The 22,466-nt window shown below is 67.6% G+C and carries 19 protein-coding genes; 10 read left to right on the top strand and 9 right to left on the bottom strand.

Annotated features, from left to right (window positions below; all coding sequences use genetic code 11):
* Nucleotides 1–43 precede the first annotated feature (43 nt).
* The gene (locus tag ACQY76_RS05795) at nt 44–1,534 is read right to left on the bottom strand and encodes a CoA-acylating methylmalonate-semialdehyde dehydrogenase (protein WP_428031946.1); all 1,491 of its coding nucleotides are present in this window, start codon (nt 1,532–1,534) and stop codon (nt 44–46) included.
* A 117-nt stretch (nt 1,535–1,651) separates the two neighbouring features.
* Here ACQY76_RS05795 and ACQY76_RS05790 point away from each other — a divergent pair, with 117 nt between their 5' ends.
* Nucleotides 1,652–2,572 (top strand): LysR family transcriptional regulator, encoded by a 921-nt coding sequence (locus ACQY76_RS05790; protein WP_428031945.1) that lies wholly within the window; start codon nt 1,652–1,654, stop codon nt 2,570–2,572.
* 24 nt (nt 2,573–2,596) lie between these two features.
* Here ACQY76_RS05790 and ACQY76_RS05785 read toward each other — a convergent pair whose 3' ends face one another.
* Complete coding sequence (locus tag ACQY76_RS05785; RefSeq protein WP_428031944.1) at nt 2,597–3,031, bottom strand: MerR family transcriptional regulator; 435 nt, start codon at nt 3,029–3,031, stop codon at nt 2,597–2,599.
* 94 nt (nt 3,032–3,125) lie between these two features.
* Here ACQY76_RS05785 and ACQY76_RS05780 point away from each other — a divergent pair, with 94 nt between their 5' ends.
* Entirely contained in the window at nt 3,126–5,426 is a 2,301-nt protein-coding gene (locus ACQY76_RS05780; protein ID WP_428031943.1) for a heavy metal translocating P-type ATPase, read from the top strand.
* Between the two features lie 118 nt (nt 5,427–5,544).
* On the opposite strand, the gene argH is transcribed toward ACQY76_RS05780, so the two are convergent.
* Nucleotides 5,545–6,927, bottom strand: a complete 1,383-nt coding sequence (gene argH / locus ACQY76_RS05775) for an argininosuccinate lyase (protein ID WP_428031942.1) — start codon at nt 6,925–6,927, stop codon at nt 5,545–5,547.
* 27 nt (nt 6,928–6,954) lie between these two features.
* Here argH and tlpA point away from each other — a divergent pair, with 27 nt between their 5' ends.
* Nucleotides 6,955–7,737 carry a thiol:disulfide interchange protein TlpA gene (tlpA, locus tag ACQY76_RS05770; protein ID WP_428031941.1) on the top strand — a complete coding sequence of 261 codons (783 nt, stop codon included), beginning with the start codon at nt 6,955–6,957 and terminating at the stop codon, nt 7,735–7,737.
* Between the two features lie 744 nt (nt 7,738–8,481).
* Nucleotides 8,482–9,444, top strand: a complete 963-nt coding sequence (locus ACQY76_RS05765; RefSeq protein ID WP_428031940.1) for a DMT family transporter — start codon at nt 8,482–8,484, stop codon at nt 9,442–9,444.
* A gap of 15 nt (nt 9,445–9,459) precedes the next feature.
* Here ACQY76_RS05765 and ACQY76_RS05760 read toward each other — a convergent pair whose 3' ends face one another.
* The 6 genes from ACQY76_RS05760 to ACQY76_RS05735 all read right to left on the bottom strand — a co-directional run bounded on the left by ACQY76_RS05760 (nt 9,460) and on the right by ACQY76_RS05735 (nt 16,395).
* The gene (locus ACQY76_RS05760; protein ID WP_428031939.1) at nt 9,460–10,398 is read right to left on the bottom strand and encodes a phosphotransferase; all 939 of its coding nucleotides are present in this window, start codon (nt 10,396–10,398) and stop codon (nt 9,460–9,462) included.
* A gap of 23 nt (nt 10,399–10,421) precedes the next feature.
* Nucleotides 10,422–11,375, bottom strand: coding sequence for a phosphotransferase family protein (locus ACQY76_RS05755; protein WP_428031938.1), 954 nt, complete (start codon nt 11,373–11,375; stop codon nt 10,422–10,424).
* Complete coding sequence (locus ACQY76_RS05750; protein WP_428031937.1) at nt 11,344–12,708, bottom strand: allantoate amidohydrolase; 1,365 nt, start codon at nt 12,706–12,708, stop codon at nt 11,344–11,346. Before ACQY76_RS05750 ends, ACQY76_RS05755 begins: the two co-directional genes overlap by 32 nt.
* A gap of 144 nt (nt 12,709–12,852) precedes the next feature.
* Nucleotides 12,853–14,127 carry an ABC transporter substrate-binding protein gene (locus tag ACQY76_RS05745; RefSeq protein ID WP_428031936.1) on the bottom strand — a complete coding sequence of 425 codons (1,275 nt, stop codon included), beginning with the start codon at nt 14,125–14,127 and terminating at the stop codon, nt 12,853–12,855.
* On the bottom strand, nt 14,124–15,695 hold the full coding sequence (locus tag ACQY76_RS05740; RefSeq protein WP_428031935.1) for an ATP-binding protein: 1,572 nt from the start codon (nt 15,693–15,695) through the stop codon (nt 14,124–14,126). The genes ACQY76_RS05745 and ACQY76_RS05740 overlap by 4 nt, the downstream gene beginning before the upstream one ends.
* A gap of 1 nt (nt 15,696) precedes the next feature.
* Nucleotides 15,697–16,395, bottom strand: coding sequence for a response regulator (locus ACQY76_RS05735; RefSeq protein ID WP_428031934.1), 699 nt, complete (start codon nt 16,393–16,395; stop codon nt 15,697–15,699).
* Nucleotides 16,396–16,947: 552 nt separating this feature from the next.
* On the opposite strand from ACQY76_RS05735, the gene ACQY76_RS05730 reads away from it, so the two are divergent.
* The 6 genes from ACQY76_RS05730 to ACQY76_RS05705 all read left to right on the top strand — a co-directional run bounded on the left by ACQY76_RS05730 (nt 16,948) and on the right by ACQY76_RS05705 (nt 22,458).
* Nucleotides 16,948–18,255 (top strand): transporter substrate-binding domain-containing protein, encoded by a 1,308-nt coding sequence (locus ACQY76_RS05730; protein WP_428031933.1) that lies wholly within the window; start codon nt 16,948–16,950, stop codon nt 18,253–18,255.
* Nucleotides 18,256–18,359: 104 nt separating this feature from the next.
* Nucleotides 18,360–19,235, top strand: coding sequence for an urea ABC transporter permease subunit UrtB (gene urtB / locus ACQY76_RS05725; RefSeq protein ID WP_428031932.1), 876 nt, complete (start codon nt 18,360–18,362; stop codon nt 19,233–19,235).
* Between the two features lie 44 nt (nt 19,236–19,279).
* Nucleotides 19,280–20,380: an urea ABC transporter permease subunit UrtC gene (gene urtC, locus ACQY76_RS05720; protein ID WP_428031931.1), complete on the top strand. Its 1,101-nt coding sequence runs from the start codon at nt 19,280–19,282 to the stop codon at nt 20,378–20,380.
* An 8-nt stretch (nt 20,381–20,388) separates the two neighbouring features.
* On the top strand, nt 20,389–21,135 hold the full coding sequence (gene urtD / locus ACQY76_RS05715; protein WP_428031930.1) for an urea ABC transporter ATP-binding protein UrtD: 747 nt from the start codon (nt 20,389–20,391) through the stop codon (nt 21,133–21,135).
* The gene (gene urtE, locus ACQY76_RS05710; RefSeq protein ID WP_428031929.1) at nt 21,132–21,836 is read left to right on the top strand and encodes an urea ABC transporter ATP-binding subunit UrtE; all 705 of its coding nucleotides are present in this window, start codon (nt 21,132–21,134) and stop codon (nt 21,834–21,836) included. Before urtD ends, urtE begins: the two co-directional genes overlap by 4 nt.
* A 181-nt stretch (nt 21,837–22,017) precedes the next feature.
* A complete protein-coding gene (locus tag ACQY76_RS05705) occupies nt 22,018–22,458 on the top strand; it encodes a N,N-dimethylformamidase, small subunit (RefSeq protein ID WP_428031928.1) in 441 nt (146 codons plus the stop codon).
* The last annotated feature ends 8 nt before the right edge of the window (nt 22,459–22,466 follow it).

Below are 22,466 nucleotides of genomic sequence, written 5' to 3'. Positions count from 1 at the left end.
GCTCTGCGCGTTGCTTCGGCCGGGATGACGGCCATTCCCTGCCTCAGCCGCTGGTCGGCATGACGAACTGGGCGCCCTCGCGGATGCCGGTGGGCCAGCGGGCGGTGGTGGTCTTCATCTTGGTGTAGAAGCCCACGCCCTCCATGCCATAGACGTTGCGGTCGCCGAACACCGAGCGCTTCCAGCCGCCGAAGGAGTGGAATGCCACCGGCACCGGGATGGGCACGTTGATGCCGATCATGCCGGCCTTGGCGTCGCGGTCAAAGGCGCGGGCGGCGTCGCCGTCGCGGGTGAAGATGGCGGCGCCATTGCCGTATTCGTGCTCGTTCACCAGCTTGAGCGCCTCGTCATAGCGGTCGACGCGCACCACGGAGAGCACCGGGCCGAAGATCTCTTCCTTGTAGATCTTCATGTCCGGGGTGACGTTGTCGAACAGGCAGCCGCCGATGAAATAGCCGTTCTCATAGCCCTGCAGCTTGAGGCCGCGCCCATCCACCACCAGCTCGGCGCCGGCGGCGACGCCGTCATCGACATAGCCGGAGACCTTGGCGAGGTGCTCCTTGGTGACCAGCGGACCCATCTCGCTGTCGGGGTCGAGGCCGGGGCCGACCTTGAGGGCGCGTACCTTCGGCACCAGCTTTTCCATCAGCGCGTCGCCGACGCCGCCGACCGCCACCGCGACCGAGACCGCCATGCAGCGCTCGCCGGCCGAGCCGTAGCCCGCGCCCATCAGCGCGTCGACGGTCTTGTCGAGATCGGCGTCGGGCATCACCACCAGATGGTTCTTGGCGCCGCACAGCGACTGCGCCCGCTTACCGTTGGCGGCGGCGGTCTTGTAGACATATTCGCCGATGGCGGTGGAGCCGACGAAGCTGACCGCCGCGATATCGGGATGGGTAAGGAGGGCGTCGACCGCCTCCTTGTCGCCCTGCACCACGTTGAACACGCCGGCCGGCAGGCCGGCCTCGGCCAGCAGTTCCGCCAGCATCAACGAGGGGGTCGGATCCTTTTCGGAGGGCTTGAGCACGAAGGCGTTGCCGCAGGCCAGCGCCACCGGGAACATCCACATCGGCACCATGACGGGGAAGTTGAACGGCGTGATGCCGGCCACGACACCGAGCGGGTGACGGGCGGAAAACACGTCGACGCCACGCGCCACCTGCTCGGTGAAATCGCCGCGCAGCAGATGCGGGATGCCGCAGGCGAACTCGACCACCTCGATGCCGCGGGTGACTTCGCCCTTGGCGTCCTCGAAGGTCTTGCCGTGCTCGCGGGTGATGGCGGCGGCGAGCGCGTCGATGTCGCGCTCCAGCAGCGCCTTGAACTTGAACATGATGCGGGCGCGGGTCAGCGCCGGCGTATCGGCCCAGGCGGGGAAGGCCTTGGCAGCGGCGGCCACCGCCTCGCCCACCGTGGCGACGCTGGCCAGCAGCGTCTCGCCCGACTGCGCGCCGGTGGAGGGATCGAAGACCGGCGCGCTGCGCCCGGCCCTGGTGACGGACTTGCCGGCGATGTAGTGACCGATGACCGCCATTGCGATCTCCCCTCTGGTTTTTCCTGCCTGCGGTTGTGCTTGTCGAAACTCGTCACTTCAACGACGATGTTTTCGCATCCGTTGTGCGGCTGCGCACAATTGGCTAGGCATGGTGCCATGGATTGGGATCATCTGCGCATCTTCCTCGCGGTCGCCCGTGCCGGCCAGATGCTGGCGGCGGCGCGCCAGCTTGGGCTCGACCACGCCACCGTCGGACGAAGGCTCGGCGCGCTGGAGGCGAGCCTCGGCTCCAAGCTGCTGGAGCGGCGCACCACCGGCAGCGAGCTCACCCCGGCCGGCGAGCGGCTGCTGGCCCATGCCGAGCGTATCGAGACCGAGATGCTGCAGGCGCAGGCGGCGCTGGGCAATGTCGACCTCGCGCTGGCCGGCACGGTGCGGATCGGCGCGCCGGACGGGTTCGGCACCTATTTCCTCGCCGGCCGCCTCGGCCGGCTGGCCGAGGAGCATCCCGGCCTGTCGATCCAGCTGGCGCCGCTGCCGCGCAGCTTTTCGCTGCCCAAGCGCGAGGTGGATATCGCGGTGACGCTGCAAAGGCCGAGCGAGGGCCGGCTGGTGGCGCGCAAGCTCACCGACTACACGCTCGGCGTCTACGCGGCGCGGGACTATCTCGCCCGCACCGGCCCGGTGAACACGCTGCGCGATGTCACTGGGCGGCTGTTGGTGACCTATGTGCCCGATCTCGTCTACTCGCCGGCGCTCGACTATTTCGAGGTGTTTCGCGAGGTGGACGCGCGGCGGCTGGAATGCGCCAGCGTGGTCGGCCAGATGGAGGCGGTGCGGCAGGGCGGCGGCATCGGCATCCTGCACGACTACGCCGCGCTGGATCACCCCGAACTGGTGAGGCTGCTGCCGGAGCTGAGCTTCCGCCGCGCCTATTGGCTGGTGACCCATGCCGACATTCGCGACCTTAGGCGTATCCGCACGGTGGAGGACTTCATCGTCGGCGCGGTGCGCGAGGAACGCGCCGGCTTCACCCGCGATGCACCGCGCGACGAGGAGCGGGCCGCCCCGGCGTGAGGCCGGCCGCGCGGCCCGGCGGGTTCAGGCGGCGGCGTGATGATGATGGCGGCATTCGCCATGGTCGGCGAGGATCTCGATCACCCGGCAGGTGGCGACATGGCCGTGCGAGCAGCCTTCCACCATGCGCTGCAACTCGCCGCGCAGCGCCGTGAGGCTGGCGATGCGGCGCTCCACCGCGACCAGATGGTCGCGCGCCAGCGCATCGGCGGCGGCGCAGGACTGCTCCGGCTCGTCCTGCAGCTTCAGCAGGGTGCGGATGGCGTCGATCTCGAAGCCCAGCTCGCGCGCATGGCGGATGAAGGCCAGCCGGCGCAGATCCTCTTCGCCATAGGAACGGCGGCCGCCCTCGGTGCGCGGCGGGCGCGGCAGCAGGCCGATCTGCTCATAATAACGGATCGTCGGCACCTTCACGCCGCTCGCCCGTGCCGCATCGCCGATGGTGTGGTTGCCCGTCATTCGCGCCGGCTCCATTTCCCGCTTGCTCCTCTAGTCGCTAGAGGAAGTAGGGTGCCCTCGGCGTCGCGACAAGTCCGGGCGCAGGGAGTGGCATATGTCGGCCGAAAAGACCCGCTACCGTATCGAGGGCATGGATTGCGCCTCCTGCGCCATGAAGATCGATACGGCCGTACGTCGCCTTGATGGCGTCGAGGAGGTGTCGGTGTCGGTAACCGCCGGCACGATGACGGTGGAGCATGACGGCGCCGACCTCGCGCTGCTGGAGCGGCGCGTCACCGGCCTCGGCTACGCCATCGCGCCCCTGCCGGCGACGGCGCGGGCCGCTGCAGGCGGCACCGCTCCGCTCGCGCCGGCGCATGACCATGACCACGGGCACGACCACCCGCACGATCACGGCCATGAGCACGACCATGAGCACGGGCCCGGCTGTGGCGGCGATCATGCGCATGCCACCAGCGGGCACGACCACGCTGCGAAGGCGCCGGCAACGCCGACGGCCCCGGCGCCCGGTGGCCATGCGCATTTGCCCGACGACATGCCGTGGTGGAAGACCGGCAAGGCGCGGCTCACCCTGCTGTGCGGCGCGGCGCTGGCTGCCGCCTATGGGCTCGGCCATTTCTACCCCGGGCTCGACCCGTGGATATTCATCGCCGCTCTGTCGCTCGGGCTGGTGCCGATCGCCCGGCGGGCGCTGATGGCGGCCTTGTCCGGCACGCCCTTCTCCATCGAGACGCTGATGACCATCGCGGCGGTGGGGGCGGTGATCATCGGCGCGTCCGAAGAGGCGGCGGCGGTGGTCTTCCTGTTCCTGGTCGGCGAATTGCTGGAAGGCGTCGCCGCCGGCCGCGCGCGCTCCTCCATCCGCTCGCTCACCGCTCTGGTGCCGAAGACCGCCCGGCTGGTGGAAGGCGGCGCCACGCGCGAGGTGCCGGCCGACAGCCTCAAGGTCGGCGACGTGATCCTGGTGCGGCCCGGCGAGCGTATTCCCGCCGATGGGCAGGTGCTGGAGGGCAGGGGCTCGGTGAACGAGGCGCCGGTGACCGGCGAAAGCGTGCCGGTGGCCAAGGAGACCGGCGACGCGGTGTTCGCCGGCACGGTGAATGGCGAGGCCGCGCTCACCATCCGCGCGACCACCGAGCCTTCCGACAACACCATTGCCCGCGTGGTGAGGCTGGTCGAGGAGGCGCAGGAGAGCAAGGCGCCGACCGAGCGCTTCATCGATCGCTTTTCGCGTTGGTATACCCCGTTCGTCGTGGTGCTCGCCGCGCTGGTGGCTGTGGTGCCGCCGCTGCTGTTCGGGGCGGGATGGGACGAGTGGGTCTATAAGGGCCTCGCCATCCTGCTGATCGGCTGCCCCTGCGCGCTGGTGATCTCCACCCCCGCCGCCATCGCCGCCGGCCTTGCCTCCGGCGCGCGGCGCGGCCTGCTGATCAAGGGCGGCGCGGTACTGGAGGTGCTGCGCACCATCAATGCAGTGGCATTCGACAAGACCGGCACCCTGACCGAGGGCAAGCCGAAGGTGACCGACATCCTCGTCTTCGAGGGCGATGAGGCCAGCCTTCTGGCTCGCGCTGCCGCGCTCGAATCGGGTTCCACCCATCCGCTCGCCAGCGCCATCCTGGCAGAGGCGGCCGCACGCGGCCTTGCCGTGCCTGCGGTGCGCGAGGCCGGCGCGCTGGGGGGCGAGGGGGTGAGCGGCACGGTGGACGGCGTGGCGCTGTTCCTCGGCTCGCCCAAGGCGGCAGCGGCACGTGCCCCGCTGGCCGAGGCGCAGCTTGCCGTCATCGCAACCCTCAACGATGCCGGCAAGACGGTGACGGTGCTGCTGGGCGATGGCCGGGTGCAGGGGCTGCTCGCCCTGCGCGACGAGCCGCGTGCTGACGCGCGGGCCGGGCTCGACAGCCTCAAGGCCGCCGGCATCCGCACTGTGATGCTGACCGGCGACAATGAGCGCACCGCTAAGGCCATCGGCGCCGCTCTCGGCATCGAGGTGCGCGCCGGGCTGATGCCGGCGGACAAGCAGCGCATCGTCGGCGAGTTGCAGCGGGAGGGGCTGAAGGTCGCCAAGGTCGGCGACGGCATCAACGACGCGCCGGCCCTCGCAGCCGCCAATGTCGGCATCGCCATGGGCGGCGGCACCGACGTGGCGCTGGAAACGGCGGATGCCGCCGTGCTGCACGGGCGGGTGGGCGATGTTGCGGCGATGATCGGGCTTTCGCGCGCCACCATGGGCAATATCCACCAGAACATCACGCTGGCGCTGGGGCTGAAGGCGGTGTTCCTGGTCACCACCATTGCCGGCATCACCGGCCTGTGGCCGGCCATCCTCGCCGACACCGGCGCCACCGTGCTGGTGACCGCCAACGCGTTGAGATTGCTGGGGCGGAAGGCCTGAGCCCCGCCGCAAGAGCGACGTCAGCCCCGGGCCTGGCCCGGGGATCCATGGCTTCGAGGGCAGGGAACGCAAAGGCGTGGATGGCCGGGCCAGGCCCGGCCATGACGGTAGCGCGCGCTTATTTCGCCAGCTGCTTCATCCAGCGCTCGGCCTGGGCGCGGACATTCTTGGGCGCCGTGCCGCCATAGGAAACGCGGCTCGCCACCGATTTCGACACCGACAGCACGCCGAACACCTTCTGGGTGATGCGCGGCTCCACCGACTGCATCTCGGCGAGCGAGAGCTTGTGCAGCGGCACGTCCTTGGCCGAGGCGAGGCCGACGATGCGGCCGGTGACATGGTGCGCCTCGCGGAACGGCAGGCCGAGCACCCGCACCAGCCAGTCGGCGAGATCCGTGGCGGTGGAGTAGCCGGAGCCCGCCGCCGCCTTCATCCGCTTCTCGTCCGGCGCCATGTCGCGCACCATGCCGGACGTCGCCGCGATCATCAGCGAGAGGGTGGAGAGCGCGTCGAACGTGCCTTCCTTGTCCTCCTGCATGTCTTTGGCATAGGCGAGGGCGAGGCCCTTCATCACCATGAGCAGGCCGGAGAAGGCGCCGGCGATGCGGCCGATCTTGGCGCGCACCAGCTCCGCCGCGTCCGGGTTGCGCTTCTGCGGCATGATCGAGGAGCCGGAGGTGAAGCGGTCGGAGAGCTTCAGCAGGCCCACCAGCGGCGAGGTCCAGATCACGATCTCCTCGGCGAAGCGGGAGAGGTGCATGGCGCAGATCGAGGCGCTGGCCAGCGTTTCCAGCACGAAATCGCGATCCGAGACGGAATCGAGCGAATTCGCCGTCGGCCGGTCGAAGCCGAGCGCGCTGGCGGTGGCATGGCGGTCGATGGGGAAGGAGGTGCCGGCGAGCGCGGCGGCGCCGAGCGGGCACTCGTTGAGCCGCACGCGGGCGTCGCGGAAGCGCCCGCGGTCACGCCCGAGCATTTCGACATAGGCCAGAAGATGGTGGCCGAAGGTCACCGGCTGGGCGGTCTGCAAATGGGTGAAGCCGGGCATAACCGTGCCGGAATGCAGCAGGGCCTTCTCGGCAAGTGCCTGCTGTAGATCGCGAATTTGTGCGTCGAGCGTGTCGATCGTGTCGCGCACATAGAGCCGGAAATCCGTCGCCACCTGGTCGTTGCGCGAGCGGGCGGTGTGGAGGCGGCCGGCGGCGGGGCCGAGCAGGGTGGCGAGGCGCGATTCCACGTTCATGTGGATGTCTTCCAGCCCGCGCTGGAAGACGAAATCGCCGCCGTCGATCTCTGACAGGATCGTGTCTAGACCGGCGACGATCTTTTCGGCATCTGCCTTGTCGATGATCCCCTTCGCCGCCAGCATCGAGGCATGCGCCTTCGATCCCGCAATGTCCTGCGCATACAGGCGCTGGTCGAAACCGATGGAGGCGTTTATCTCCTCCATGATGGCATCGGGTCCGGTTTCGAAGCGGCCACCCCACATCTTGTTGCTCATGCTGACTTTTTCTCCGCGAGGACGGCCATGACCGAACGACCCGAGGACGCAGGCGAACCGCAAAGCCAGGGTTCGCCGCGCCGCATCGGCCGGTTCGCCCTGGTCATGGCGGCCGCCTTGGTGCTGGGCGCCATTGTCGGGCTGGCAGGCGTATACGGGATAGGGGGCGGGGGGCGCAATGTCGTTGCCACCGGACCTGTTGCGCCGGCGCCGTCCGGCGTGGCTAGTCAGGCCGATGAGGTGGATGGTCGGTGCAGTGCGGCCAGTGAGACCGGCAAGCGCCTGGCCTCGCTCGCCAAGGGAGAGCTCGCCGCCTTCGCGCCGACCGAGAAGCCGACCCGCATCCCCGACCTCGCCTTCCTCGCCCCGGATGGCCAGCCGACCCGGCTGTCGCAGGTCGGCGGCGACGGGCTCAAGCTCGTCAACATCTGGGCGACCTGGTGCGTGCCCTGCCGCAAGGAAATGCCGGCGCTGGACCAGCTGCAGGCCGAGCTGGGCCGCCCGACGGCGGCGGGCGTGCCGGGCTTCGAGGTGATCACCGTCAATATCGACACCCGCGACCCCGCCAAGCCGAAGACCTTCTTCCAGGAGACCGGGCTCCAGCGGCTCGCCCTCTATACCGACCCGAAGGCGCAGGCCTTCCAGGACCTGCGGGTGGTGGGCCGCGGCTTCGGCCTGCCGACGACGATGCTGATCGACGCGCAGGGCTGCGAGATCGGCCATATTGCCGGCCCGGCGGAATGGGCGAGCCCCGACGCGCTGGCGCTGGTCCGGGCGGCATTGGCCGACACGGCGAAGGCGACGCCGTAGCGCCCGGCGGGCCCTTGCGGCCGTCATCCCCGGGCTTGGCCCGGGGATCCAAGACTGGGACTCGGCGCTTGTGGACAGGGAAGACGTGGATGGCCAGGTCGAGCCCGGCCATGACGGTGCGCTTGCGGGCGCGCCGGGCAGGCCGATGGGCCGGCTTTCGTCCCCCGTCGCCGGCCACCCCTCGTGCCCCGTCATGCTGAGGTGCCGGCCGGAGGCCGGCCTCGAAGCACGCAGGCGCGTGGCGCTTTCCCGTTCCTTCGCGCGGCGGGGTTGTGCGTTCCTCAACGCCCGGCGCTGCCGGGCACCTCAGGATGACGAGCGGACCGGGGGGCGACGGGGCTGCCTATACGCCCGTCGCCCCGTCATCTCCCGTCATCCCCGGGCTTGGCCCGGGGATCCACGAATGCGACCCGGCGCTTGTGGACAAGGAAGACGTGGATGGCCGGGTCGAGCCCGGCCATGACGGTACGCCTGCGGGGCCGCCCGTCGTCCCCCGTCGCCGGCTACCCCTCGTCCCCCGTCATGCTGAGGTGCCGGCCGCAGGCCGGCCTCGAAGCACGCAGGCACGTGGCGCTTTCCCGTCCCGTCGCGTGGCGGCGTTGTGCGTTCCTCAATGCCCGGCGCTGCCGGGCGCCTCAGGATGACGAGCGGGAGTGGCCTGCCGATGGGCTGCCCGCCGGAATCGGGTGGCGCTCGACCCCGGGAAGGACTAGAACGCCGCTCCACGCGTTGCAGGAGCCTTCCATGTCCGCCTCGGGGCCTGTCCACCGCACCGGGCTTGCCACCTCGCTGGCCGGCCCGCTGCCGATGGCGCCTTCCGACTGGGGGGCGCTGGCGCTGCTGGGGCTGATCTGGGGCGGCTCGTTCTTCTTCGGCAAGGTGGCGATCGCGGAGATACCCCCGCTCACCATGGTGCTGACGCGCGTCGCCATCGGCGCGCTGGCGCTCTGGATCATTGCGCGCGCGCGCGGCGTCCACCTGCCGATGAACCGGCGACTGATCGGGGAATTCCTGGTGCTGGCGGTCATCGCCAACATCATCCCCTTCGGGCTGATCGCCTGGTCGCAGCAGCATCTGCCGAGCGGGCTCTCCTCCATCCTGAACGCGGCGACGCCGCTGTTCACCGTGCTGGTGGCGCAGGCCTTCACCCATGACGAGAAGTTCACCATCGGCAAGCTGACGGGCGTGTCGCTGGGCTTTCTCGGCGTGGCGGTCATGATGGGTCCGGCGCTGCTGGGCCAGCTTGGCGGCCATCAATTGCCGGCGCAGCTCGCCGCCATCGGCGCGACGGTGTCCTATGGCTTCGCTGCCGTCTATTCCCGCCGGTTCCGCCATCTGCCGCCGCTCGGCGTCGCCATGGCGCAGCTCGCCACCTCCAGCGTGCTGCTGCTGCCGGTGGTGGCGCTGCTGGACCAGCCCTGGCGCCTGCCGGTGCCCTCGCTGCCGGTGATCGGCGCGCTGATCGGGCTCGGCGTGCTCTCCACCGGCCTCGCCTATATCCTCTACTTCCGCATCGTGGCGCGGAACGGGGCGACCAATATCTCGCTGGTGACCTTCCTAGTGCCGGTGAGCGCCATCCTGCTGGGCGCGCTGGTGCTGGGCGAGGCGCTGGAGCCGCGCGAATTTCTCGGCTTCGCGATCATCGCGCTCGGGCTGGCGGCCATTGACGGGCGTCCGGCGCGGTGGCTTCGCGCGCGCCTCGGATAGGCCGGGGGAAACCGCTCAGAGCCAGCGCAGCCAGGCGTTCCAGTCGGGATGGTGGAACTGGTTGCGGGCGCGCATGTACTTCCACATTCCATATTTGTGGAAGTCGAAGTCAAGGCTGGAAACCGCCTCCTGGATCATCGCCCAGGTCGACCATTTGAGGTCCGCCAGCCCCTTGAGCACGTTGATGCGCGCCTCGACCTGCCGGCTGACATGGCCGAAATAGGCTTCGGTCATTTCCCGCTCGATGCCGCGGGGAAACGCCATTTCATCGAACCAGCCGGCCAGCTCATAGGCGCGCTCATTGTTCGAGGCGTATTCGAAATCGACGATCATCACCTCGTCGGCGGCGTCGATCATGAAATTGCCGGCCAGCGTGTCGTTCATGCAGGGCACGAGGTCCATGCCGGAGGCGGTGAACGCCGCCTTGGCCTCGGCGCAGCGGCGCATGAGGAAGGACTGGTCGGCCGGCAGGCTGCCGCCGACCTCCCGCGCCTGGGCCTCATGTTCCTCGATCATGTCGAAAATGGTCTTGGTGAGCCCCAGCGGCGCGCTGTCATTGAAGGCTTTCAGCGCCCGCACCGCGTTGCGGCGGACCGGGGGGCGCAGGAAATCAAGCGTGGAGGAGGCGCGGAAGCCTTCCACGAACACGAAGATTTCGACGCCGAGATCGGGAAGGAAATCCACCGCCTCCACGCCGAAGCCGCTGGCATGCGCCCGCCGGCTGGCCTCATGCGCCGCCACGCGGTCGATGAACATCTCGGTGCCGCGCCCGGGGGCTTTCAGGAAGTAATCGCGCGGGCCGCCCGCGTCGATCCGCCAATTGGCGTTGCTGATGCCGCCGGAGACCGGGCGGTAGCGCAGCGCCTGCCCCCTCCAGCGCGGCGTGCGGGCGAGAATGGCTTCCAGCTCGTGCTCGGCGGCGGTTTCCGCCGCACCAAGGGTCTTCCAGGACATCGCGGCCTTCTCCCCTCGCCCGCCTATAACCGGCGGAGCCACGTCTCGAAGCCGCGCGCCGCCACCTTTGCGTGCGCATGCGACAGACGCCAGGTTCCATATTTGTGGAATTCGATGCCGGGCCGGGGCGTCGCCGCCGCGCGGGCGAGGCCCCAGAGGCCCCACATCGTGTCGTCCACGATGCCGTAGAGCCGGCAGCGATTGAGCACCCGCTCCTCGCACGCGCCGGCATAGGCCTCGATGGCGGCGCGCTCATCCGCCTCGAACCGGCAGGCCTCGTTGATCAGTGCGCCGACATCGAACCAGGGGTCATTGTCGCCGGCGAGGTCGAAATCGACGAGAAGGACATCCCCTCTCTCGCCGTGCAGCATGACATTCGAGGCCACCCCGTCATTGTGGCAGAAGGTGAGGTCGATGCCGCTGGCCTCGACGGCCTCGCCGATCAGCGCGCAGGTGGCGACGAGGCGCTCGGTGTCGTCCGGCAGAGGCGCACCGGCGGCGACGACCTCGGCAAACAGCGAGGCGAGGCGGGCGAAGGGGTCGACGCGGTGGCCGATGGGGCCGTCGACATGCAGCACCTTCTTCGCCGCCAGCACCTTGGCGAGGAGGGCGGCATCCTGCAGGTCGCCGACGCGGGCATAGCGCCAGGGCGTATCGAGCCATGCCAGCGCCAGCGCGCCGTCTGCCGCCTCGATGAGGGCCGGCGTCACGCCGCGCGCGGCCGCCTTGCGCACGGCTTCGGCGGCGTGCGGGGTGACGTCGGCGGCGCAATCCTCGTGATGGATCTTCAGGAACACGCTGGCGCCGTCGACGAGATCCAGCCGCACCCCGTCGGAGGCAACGCCGCGATGCATGGGCGAGGCCACCGGGGCGACGGCGAGGGCGTGCGAGCGGACCCGCCCGGACAGGCCGGGCAGGCGCGCCAGCGCGGCCTCGATGCGGGCCTCAACGGGCAGTGTGGACGGGATCGCACGCATCAGCGGCTCCATGGATCGCGGCCTCGACCATCCCGCCCGCGCGGCACAGCCGCGTCGCCGCTTCCAGCAGCAGCCGGAAGCCCGCTTCGAGATCGCCGGGGGCTGTGTATTCGCGCTCGCTATGGGCGATGCCGCCGGCGCTGGGGACGAACACCAGCCCGGTGGGGCAGAGGCCGAGCAGGCTGAGGGCATCGTGGCCCGATATCGTGTCGAGGCCGAGATGCGGCAGGCCGAGCGCTTCGGCGCAGGCTGCCGTTAGGTCGCGCATGTCGCGCGGCAACTCCCGCCCCGGCCGCTCCGCCGGCTCGAACACGCCGACATCGACGCCGGCCCGTGCCGCCGCGTCGCGGACGGCGTCGGCGGCCAGCGCGGCGGCCTCCGCCAGGATGCGGTCATCGGCGGCGCGGATCTCGACCGACAGGCTCACCGCGCTAGGAACCACATTGGACGAGTTCGGCAGCACGAGGAGGCGGCCGACGGAGGAGTGGACAATGCCCGGCCACCGGTCGGCAATGGCGCGGGTCTGCGCGATCAGATAGGCCGCCGCCAGCAGGGCATCGCGGCGGCGCGGCATCGGGGTGGGGCCGGTATGGGCCGGCTCGCCGTCGAAGCGGACCTCGAACTTGGCGGCGCCCCAGTTGCGGCCGACAATGCCGATGGTCGCGCCTGCCTGCTCCAGCGCGGGGCCCTGCTCGACATGGAGTTCGAGATAGGCCGCCGGCGTTTTCGGCGGTGCGTCGTTCCCGCATTGGCCGATGGCGGCGAGGGCCTCGCCCAGCGAGGTGCCGGAATCGTCGGTGCGGGCGAGGGCATAGGCGGCATCGTGCCGCCCGGCGAAGAAGCCGCTTCCCAGCAGGCTGGGGCGGAAGCGGGCGCCCTCCTCATTGGTCCAGTTGACGGCACAGAAATCGGCCGCGAAGGGCGCGCCCGCCGTCTCCGTCGCTTTTTTGGCCGCCATCAGCGCCGCGCCGGCCGCCACCGCCGCCGCCACGCCGAGCGCGCCGTCGAAGCGCCCGCCCTGGGGCTGGCTGTCGAGATGCGAGCCGCACATGACGAGCGGTACATTCTCCTGCGGCACATCATCCTGCGGCGCGCCGTGCCGCGGCGCCAGCGCGAACAGCCCGTACTGGTTGCCGACCGCGTCGATGCTGACGGTGCCACCCGCATCGCGCACGGCGGCTGCGAACACGGCGCGGGCCTCGCCATCGGCGGGGCTGGCGCAGAGCCGGTGAACGCCGCCGGCCGCCGTCGCGCCGCACGCGGCGAAGGCGTCGAACAGGCTGTGGAAGCGTTCGACCCGTGGGTCGTGCGGCGGCGGGGAAAATGCGCTCAAGCTGTTGCGTCGGCTGTTCGGGAAGGGCGGCGGGAATGCGCCTAGACGTCTAGTTGAAGCAGATATCTAGACATTTGCAACAGCTTATCGCGCCGCTCCCCGGCTCATGCGGGAGAAGGCTTTCAGGCCGGCAATCCCGGCGCGTCAGAGCCCGACGAGGCCGCGCGGGTTGGGGGAGGTGATCGGCCGGGTCGGCGGGGTGCGGCCGCTCATCCAGGGGGGATAGATGAAGCGCTCGGTGTTGTAGGGCTCCGGCGCGATCATCGAGAGCGACTTCCGGAAGTCCTGTATCTGATAGAAGATGTGCGGCATGCCGAGCGAGGGATCGTGCGTCACCACGGGGTAGGGGACGACGGCCTGCCAGTCGGGATGATAGCGGATCGTGCCGTGCACGCTGCGGTAGATCATGCCCTTGAGGGCGAAGGCCACCTTGCGGTTCTGCTCGAAATCGCCGGGCGGGCCGGAGCCCCCGGCCATGGCGGCCGCCACCGCATAATGGTGCATGTTGCTGTAGGACTGGCAGCCAATGGTGGCCGTGGAGCCCTCGCCGAAGCGCGCATTGTAGCGGGCTTCGAAGCGCTTGCCCATTTCATCGCGCAGCAGGCCGATGACCGAGGAGACGATGACGCCGTCGCTGGCCTCCTGGGCAATGTCGTTGAAGGTGCGGTGCATCGCGCCGTACTGAAGATAGACGATGCAATCCATGGGGTTGGCGCGGAACTGGCGCTGGAAATGCGCGAGGTCCACCGCGTAGAAATGGGTGTTGGCGATGACCGCCGGATTGGTGGCGCGCACCTCCTCCAGCACATCGCGCCAATGATGCGTCGGCGTCTGCACGATCTTCGGCCCGAAGGCCACGTGCCAGCCGAAATCCGCCGCCGCCTTCGCCATCGCATTGGCAATGACGATGCTGTAGGGCTTCGAGCCCGAGATGATGGCGATGCGGTTGGAGTGCGGCGTCCACTGGCCGGAATCGCGTAGCCACGAAATGAACTTGATAAAGCCGGGCCCGTACCAGTAATCCGCCGGGTCCGCCATGAAGCAGCCGAAATAACGGGCGGGGTCGCTCATCACCGTGTCGTGGTGCTGCAGCAGCGTATTGGAATGGACGTAGATGATGCCGGCATCGGCGATCGGCTCGTATTCGGAATTCTGCGGCCCGATATTATAGCCGTTGATGATGGCATGGACGTTGTGCTTCTCGATCAGCCAGCGGGCGGCGCTGACCACTTCTTCCGCCGTCTGGCGGCAGGTGTCGGCGAAGATCGGCTGGACCGGCCGGCCGAGCAGCCCGCCACGGGCGTTGAGTTCCTCCACCGCGAGGATCATGCCCTTGCGGAACTCCGCGCCATCGGCTGCCGAAGGCCCGGTGAGCGGCACCATGCTGCCGATGGGCACCGGCTCGTTGTGCGCGCTCACGTAAGGCTCCTCCTGGGCTGGACCGCCGCCGGCTCGCCGACATTCACCAGCGAGGGCTCGAACAGCAGATTGTGCATCAGCACGCGCAGCCGTGGCGGGCTGACCGGCTTGACCAGCACCGGCAGGCCGGCATTGCGGATGATCTCGATGACGCGCGGCTCGGCATCCGCCGTCACGATCATCGCCGGCACCTTCGCGCCGATGGCGGTGCGCAGCCTCTCGACCACGTCGACGCCCATGCGCGCCTTGAGATTATAGTCGGCGACGATAAGGCGCGGGGATACCCCGCTTTCGATCAGCCGGATGGCGTCCGCCTCGTCCGCCGCCGCATGCACTTCCATGCCCCAGCGCTGCAGCAACTGGGTCATGGTGTGGCGCAATATGTCGTCATCCTCGACCAGAATGACCGGCGTGCCGACGAACTCGCCCGCCACCGTCTCGCTGATCTCGATCTCGTTCGCCTCGCTGTGCCAGATATTGCCCAGCGGCACGGTGACGGAGAAGATCGACCCCCGGCCGACTTCCGTACGCAGGCGGATGGGAATTTCCAGCAGGTCGGCCAGGCGCTTGACGATGTTGAGGCCGAGGCCGAGGCCGCTCTTCTGGGCGCGCTGCTCTTCCGCCCGGAAGAACTCGTCGAACACCCGCTCGCGGTCTTCGTGGCGGATGCCGCGCCCGGTATCCACCACCTCGATGCGCAGGCCGTTGGCCTCGCGCCGGCAGCCGACCACGATGCCGCCGACCTCGGTGAAGCGCACGGCATTAGCGACGAAATTGCTCAGGATGCGTTCCAGCAGCGCCCGGTCGGTCGCGATGGTGCCGCGCGGCGGGACGAAGACGAGCCGCAGGCCCTTCTCGCGCGCCTGGTGGCGGAACTGCACGTCGAGCCGCTCGAACAATTGCGAGAGCTGGAACGAGGTGATGCGCGGCTCCACGCGGCCGGCGTCGAGCTGGCCGATCTGCAGCAGGGCACCGAGCAGGTCCTCCATGATGGAGGTGGCGATGCCCATGGCGTGCAGCATGTCGGAGCGATGCGCGGCATCTTCCTCGCGCAGGCAATTGTAGACAAGGATCTTGAGCGAGGCGAGCGGCTGGCGCAGATCATGGTTCGCCGCCCGCAGGAAGCGCGACTTGGCCTCGTCCGTCGCCTCGGCAGTCTCCTTGGCGAGTTGCAGGGCGCGCTCATTGCTCTTGATGGCGGTGACGTCGGAGAACGACATCGTCATGCCGCCGGAGGCCGTCGGCACCTGCGTCAGGTTCAGCACGCTGCCGGTGGCGAACAGGTAATCCTCGCTGCGCTCGGTTCCGAAGGCCGCGATCTGCTGGCGCTCCCACGCCTCGGGCTCGATCGGGAGCACGCATTCGCTCGCATGCGCCATGGTGGCGATGAACGCCTCGAAGCGCATGCCGGGGGTGACGGGCAGATCCCAGCTGCGCTTGAAGCGCTCATTGGCATAGAGCAGCCGCCGCTCGGCGGACCAGATCAGGATGCCGAAGGGCGCGATATCCAGTCCGGCGAAAATCTCGTCGAGGTGATCGGGGCCGACGGAAGCGGGCGCGCCGGCCACGTCAGACCGACTCGCCCGCGCTGAAGCGGCCGATGGCGTAGTGCACGGCGGCGGAGCGATCCCTGATGTTGAGCTTGCGCATGGCATTGCCCAGATGCACCCGCACCGTCTGGCTGCTGAGCTCGAATTCCTCGGCGATGCGCTTCACCGAATAGCCGCGACCGAGCAGGCCGAGCACGTCGCGCTCGCGCGGGGTCAGCAGATCGAGTTCGTCGCGGGGCTCGTCCGCCGGCGCGGCCGGCGCCGGGCTGGGGGCGGGCGGGGCGGGCTTGGCGATGGGCTTCGAGGTGCTGCTGCCGGCGGAACGCTCGATGATCCGCCGGGGGAAGCTCACCTCGCCGGCCAGCACGCGTTCCAGCGCGCGCTCGATCTCCGAGCCGCCGGCGGATTTCGGGACATAGCCGATGACGCCCTGTTCCACGGAACGCAGCACGTGGTCGACATCCTCATGGACCGAGACCACCACCACCGGCACGTCGGGAAAATTCGTCCGCAGCTTGTGCAGGCCGTCAAAGGCATCGAAGCCGGGCATGACGAGATCGATCAGCACGAGGTCGATATCGGGGTGCTCGACCAGCAGCGCCGCGACCTCGTCGAAGGTTTCCGCCTCGAAGATTTCGAGTTTCTGCCGCAGGCGACGCATGACCTGCTTCAGCGATTGGCGGACCACCCAATGGTCATCGGCGATGAGAATTTTCATATGCCAGCGATCGCTGCTTCCGACGGTCGTCGACGCCCTCGGGACGCGAAACAGCGCCAATCGAGCCTGCGTACTCTCAATCCTAGATAAGCCCTTCTGTCACGATTACGACATTATTTAAAGGGGGCCGGCGCAATTACACTAGAGAATGCGCGCGACCGGCACCGCGTTGCGGCCGCCAACCTAACGAAACATCTAGCTCGCGGCCCGCCCCGGCGCTTGTGCTCCCCGGCTGGATGTCGGCTGGCGGTTCTTCGGCAGGGCAAGAATTCCCGCGCCCGAGCGGCGGGCATGGGCCTCGCCGGCATTGTCGGGAACGCCGCTGAAATCGCTTATTATCAAGGCATTTGGTCAGTTCTTGACCGGGCTTTTGGCGCGTGCCGGTGCAGTTTTTAATCGTGACAAGAAACTTTGATAACTCGGACGAAAAGCCGTTGACGCCGGCTTCGCTCCCAACCTATCATCTAGATGATTAGTCTAGTGACGGATAAAAGCGTCCGGACGCGCAGGTGAATTGCCCAGTCAACACGGGATGTCCGAAGGGTCGCAGACATGAAGATCACACGCCGCAACATTCTCAAGTCCACCGTTGCCGCCTCGGCCGCTCTTACTTTGCCTCATCTTTGGCTGCCCAAATCCAGCGAAGCCTGGGGAGCGACCCTGAAGAAGGGCGAGCCGATCAAGGTCGGCCTGCTGTTCTCGCTCACCGGCTCGCTCGCCGTGCCGGAAGAGGACTCCACGCTGGTGATGCAGTACGCCATCGACGAGATCAACAAGGCCGGCGGCGTCGCCGGCGTGCCGATCGAGCCGGTGATCGTCGACGCCAAGTCCGACTTCGCCGTCTATTCCGAGAAGGCCAAGGAACTGATCCTGCGCGACAAGGTGATCGCACTGTTCGGCTGCTACACCTCGGCGAGCCGCAAGGCGATCCTGCCCACCGTGATGCAGCGCGACCACCTGCTCTACTACCCCACCTGCTACGAGGGTGCCGAATGCACCCAGAACACCATCTGCACCGGTCCGCTGGCGAACCAGCATTCGCAGGACCTCATCCCCTTCATGGTGCAGCAGTTCGGCAAGCGGGTGTTCTTCGTCGGCTCCAATTATGTGTGGCCGAAGGAATCCAACAAGAACGCCAAGGTGTGGCTGGAGAAGGCCGGCGGCGAATTGCTGGGTGAGGAATACATCCCGCTCGGAAGCTCGGAATTCGGGCCGGTGCTGAACAAGATTCGCGAGGCCAAGCCGGACTTCATCTTCTCCACCGTGGTCGGCGCCTCCGACATCGCCTTCCACAAGCAGTTCAAGCAGGAAGGCTTCAAGGTCGACAAGATGCCGATCGCCTCGCTCACCACCGGCGAGATCGAGACCCGGGCGATGGGTGCGGAATTCGGCGCCGGCCACTTCCTGTCGGCGCCCTACTTCCAGTCGCTCGACACCCCGACCAACAAAAAGTTCGTCGAGAGCTTCCTCGCCAGCAAGTACGGCAAGAACGGCACCACCCATTACAACATGGAGGAGACCTACACCTCCGCCTATGTGTTCAAGGCCGGCTTCGAGAAGGCCGCCGCCGCTGTCGGCTTCGAGAACGTCACCCCGCGCATCATCCGCGACCATTCCGGCGGCATCCGCGTCGAGGACGACGTCTCGCCCGAAGGGCTGATCTGGATCGACGAGAACAACTTCAACACCTGGCTGAAGCCGAAGATCGGCCAGTGCCAGGCCGATGGCACCTTCAAGATCGTCAAGGCCGCCGAGAAGCACGTCGCGCCCGACCCCTACTCGATCTACCCCGACGCCGGCATCTGCACCAAGGACGGCCTGAAGGCCCCGGACGGCAAGATCCGCAAGAGCGTCATCTGACGCGCAAGGGGCCCGGCGGCGCGCATCGCCGGGCCCTGCCGCCTCACGCCTGCTCGCGCTCCCGCCGCGCGGAGGACCCGCAAGGGCTCAACGGATAAGGTTCAATGGATCTGAGTTCGCTCCTGAATGCGCTCATTCTCGGCGTCAGCATCGCCAGCATCTGGCTGATCGCCGCGCTGGGCCTGACCATCATCTATGGCACGGCGGGCGTCATCAACATGGCGCATGGCGAACTGATCATGCTCGGCGCCTACAGCTCCTACATGCTGCAGTTCCATCTGGGCCTGCCTTATCTGCTGTGCCTGCCGGCCTCCTTCGTCATCGTCGCGCTGGTGGGGCTGGCGCTGGAGCGCGGGCTGATACGCTATCTCTACAACCGACCATTGGACACGCTGCTGGCGACGTATGGCGTCTCGCTGGTGCTGATGCAGGGCGTGCGGCTGCTCTTCGGCAGCGACCCGAAATATCTCGCCGTGCCGGAAATCTTCCAGAGCAACGTGATGCTGGGCTCGGTGTCGATTTCCGCGTTCCGCATCGTCGTCCTCGCGGTCACGGCGCTGCTGGTACTGGGGCTGTGGCTGCTGTTCTACAAGACGCGCTATGGCGTGCAGGTGCGCGCGGTGATGCAGAACAAGGAGATGGCGGCGTCGTTCGGCATCAATGCCGGCCGCATCTACATGTTCACCTTCGCGCTCGGCGCCGGGCTGGCCGGCGTGGCGGGCGCGCTGTTCGGCGTGCTGGCGATCGTGCTGCCGACCATGGGGTCCAGCTATGTCGTGCAGGCCTTCCTCATGGTGGTGGTGGGCGGCGGCTCGCTGGCCGGCAGCGTGGTGGCGAGCGGCGTGACGGGCGAGCTTCAGTCGGTGTTCGCCTTCTTCACCAACGACACCATGGCCCGCTTCATCATCTTCGTGCTGATCGTGATCTTCCTGCGGTATCGCCCGCAAGGCCTGTTTGCCCAGGCGGGAGCCCGGCGATGAACGCCCCCGTCGTCAGCCACGCCGCGTCAGGACGGTTCTGAAACATGGGCAACCTCTACCATAACAAGACGGCGCAATGGGCCGTGTATGTCGTGTTCTTCGCGGCGCTGGGGACCCTGCCGCTGATGATCAGCGATAGCTTCCTGCTGAACCAGTTCGCCACCTATGGCGTCTACGGCATGCTGGCGCTCTCCATCAGCCTGTGCTGGGGGTTCGGGGGCATCCTGAACCTGGGGCAGGGCATCGCCTTCGGCCTCGGCGCCTATGGCATGGCGATGACCATGCAGATGCAGACCCAGACGGAATCCAACCCGATCCCGCCCTTCATGCTGAACAACAGCCTCGATTCCCTGCCCATGCTCTGGCAGCCCTTCCAGAGCACCACGCTGGGGCTGATCCTGGCGGTTGCCGCGCCGACGCTGTTCTGCGCGGTGTTCGGCGGCATCATGTTCCGCGCCCGCGTTTCCGGCCCGTTCTTCGCCATCATGACGCTGGCGATGCTGTCGGCCTTCTACACCATCATCCTCGACCGCCAGCCCTATACGGGCGGCGTCAACGGGCTGACGCCCCCCGCCGCCTTCCAGTTCGGCGATATCGAGATCGATCCCTACAGCCCCACCGCCTATTGGGTGGTGTTCGGCCTGCTGATGGGCGCCACCTTCCTCACCAAGCTGATCACCCAGAGCTCCTTCGGCCTGGTGACCCAGGCGATCCGCGACGATGCCGAGCGCGTGCGCTTTCTCGGCTATAGCGTCGCCGGCTATGAAACGGTGATCTACACCATTTCCGGGCTGATCGCGGCGGTGGCGGGCTGCTGCTGGGTGATGCTGGTGCAGTATGTCTCGCCGGCGCAGATGGATGTCAGCTTCAGCCTGTCCATCGTTATCTGGGCAGCCATTGGCGGGCGCCACTCGCTGCTCGGCTCCATCCTCGGCGCCTTCATCATCCAGGGCGCGCAGAGCTATCTCGGCGATACCTTCCTCGCCACCTGGCTGCTCATTCTCGGCGGCTTCTTCATCGTGGTGGTGCGGTTCCTGCCGAACGGCCTCGCCAGCCTGGTGGAGAAGGCGTTCGGCCTGCTCGAGCGCCGCGACACCACCTCCTCGCCTGCGCCGGACGGCGGCAGGCCCCTGCCAGCCGAGTGAGCGCGCCGATGTCCGGTCTTCTCGAAATCCGCAATCTTTCGAAGAGCTTCGACGCCACGAAGGTGATCAACGACTTCAGCATGGAGGTTGTCGAAGGCACCATATGCTGCCTGGTGGGGCCCAATGGCGCCGGCAAGACGACGACGATGGACCTCATCACCGGCCGCATCAAGCCGACCTCCGGCAAGGTGTTCTTCGCCAATGACGACATCACCGCCAAGCATGAGCACCTGATCGCCCGTGCCGGCATCGGCCGCAAGTTCCAGGTGCCGGCGGTGCTGCGCGACATGAGCGTGCAGCAGAACCTCGAAGTCGCCTTCAGCCGGCAGACCAACCCGTTCCGCAACCTGTTCAAGTTTCGCAAGGCCGGGCTGAAGGACAAGCTGGACGAGGTGGCGACGCTGGCCGGCCTGACCGGGCGGCTGAACGAGCGCGCCGGCATCCTCTCGCATGGCGAGACGCAATGGCTGGAGATCGGCATGGTGCTGATGCAGGAGCCGCGGCTGCTGCTGATGGACGAGCCCATCGCCGGCATGACCGAGGGCGAGGCCGAGAAGACCGCGCGCATCTTCAAGGACCTGCGCAAATCCGCGACGCTGCTGGTGGTGGAGCACGACATGGGATTCGTGCGCGAGATCGCCGACGTGGTGGTGGTGATGCATATGGGCTCGCTGCTCGCCCAGGGCACGATCCAGCAGATCGAGGCGGACCGGCGGGTGCGGGACGTCTATCTCGGCGAGCAGGAGGCGGCATGAGCGCGCTGCTGAGTTTCGACAACGTCACGTCCTATTACGGCGCCACCCGCATCCTGAAGGACGTCTCCTTCGAGGTCGAAAAGGGGCAGTGCCTGTGCGTGCTGGGCCGCAACGGCGTGGGCAAGACCACGCTGATGCGCACCATCATGGGGCTGACCGACCGCTCGGTGGGTGCCATCCGCATCAACGGCGCCGAGATGAGCGGCGAGCCGACGCATGTGCGCGCCACCCACGGGCTCGGCTATGTGCCGCAGGGGCGCGGCATTCTCTCCAATTTCACCGTGCGGGAGAACATCCTGCTCGGCACCTTCGCCCGCGCCGACAAGTCGAGCGAGATCCCGGAACTGTGCCTGCGGATCTTCCCCTATCTGAAGGAAAATCTCGACCGCCGCGCCGGGCTTCTCTCCGGCGGGCAGAAACAGCAGCTCGCCATCGCCCGCGCCCTCGCGGTCGATCCGCAGATCCTGCTGCTCGACGAGCCGACCGAGGGCATCCAGCCCAATATCGTGGTCGAGATCGGCGAGATCCTGAAGATGCTGAACCGCGAACTGGGCATCACGCTGATCGTCACCGAGCAGCACATCAAGGTGGCGCGCAAGCTGGGCGACGCCTTCCTGATGGTGGACAATGGCCGCGTGGTGGCGGAAGGCCCGATGTCCGACATGACCGATCAACTGGTCGAGCGGCATATGACCATCTAGACGAAACGATAAACTTTTCCGAAATCGTCAAATATCATTGACGAAATGTCTAGTATCGGTAAAATTCTAAACTGCGGCGCCTGCTGATGTGGCGCTCCGAATATTCAGCCCCTGCGTCGCCCGTCCGCTCAATACAGGACGCGTGGTGACGTTTCTTCGACCAGGACGGAGAATATTGGCGATGATACCGATTCCGAAGAAAGGCACGCCCGAGCGGGAAGCCATGATCAAGGAGCACAAGGCGTGCGTCGACTCCATGAAGGGAGTGGCGGGCTTCTCGGTGCTCAAATGCGAGACGCCCGGCGACACCACGGTGGTTACCGGCGGCGTGCATGACAACCCGGACCTGCGCCGCGTGCTGCTGCGCATGCGCGGCGTCTCGCCGAAGGGCAAGCTCATCGTCATCTGCACCAAGGTGGATGCGGAATGGCGCATCGGGCGCCTTTCCGGCATTCGCGGGGTGCCGCCGGAATTCGTGAACGACAAGGTTTATGATTCCGAGCAGGAAATCCAGCACGACATCTTCCTGATGCGGCTCGACGAGCTGCCAGAGACCGCCGGCATGCCCGAGAACTTCGAGGAAGGCTGGAAGCATCGGGACGACAACTGGCCCGTTACCTGATCCCCCGG

The sequence above is a fragment of the Ancylobacter sp. genome (assembly GCF_965279025.1).
GTDB lineage: Bacteria > Pseudomonadota > Alphaproteobacteria > Rhizobiales > Xanthobacteraceae > Ancylobacter.
The sequence above is the reverse complement of the archived record's forward strand: the minus strand, read 5'-3'. Positions and strand labels throughout refer to the sequence as shown.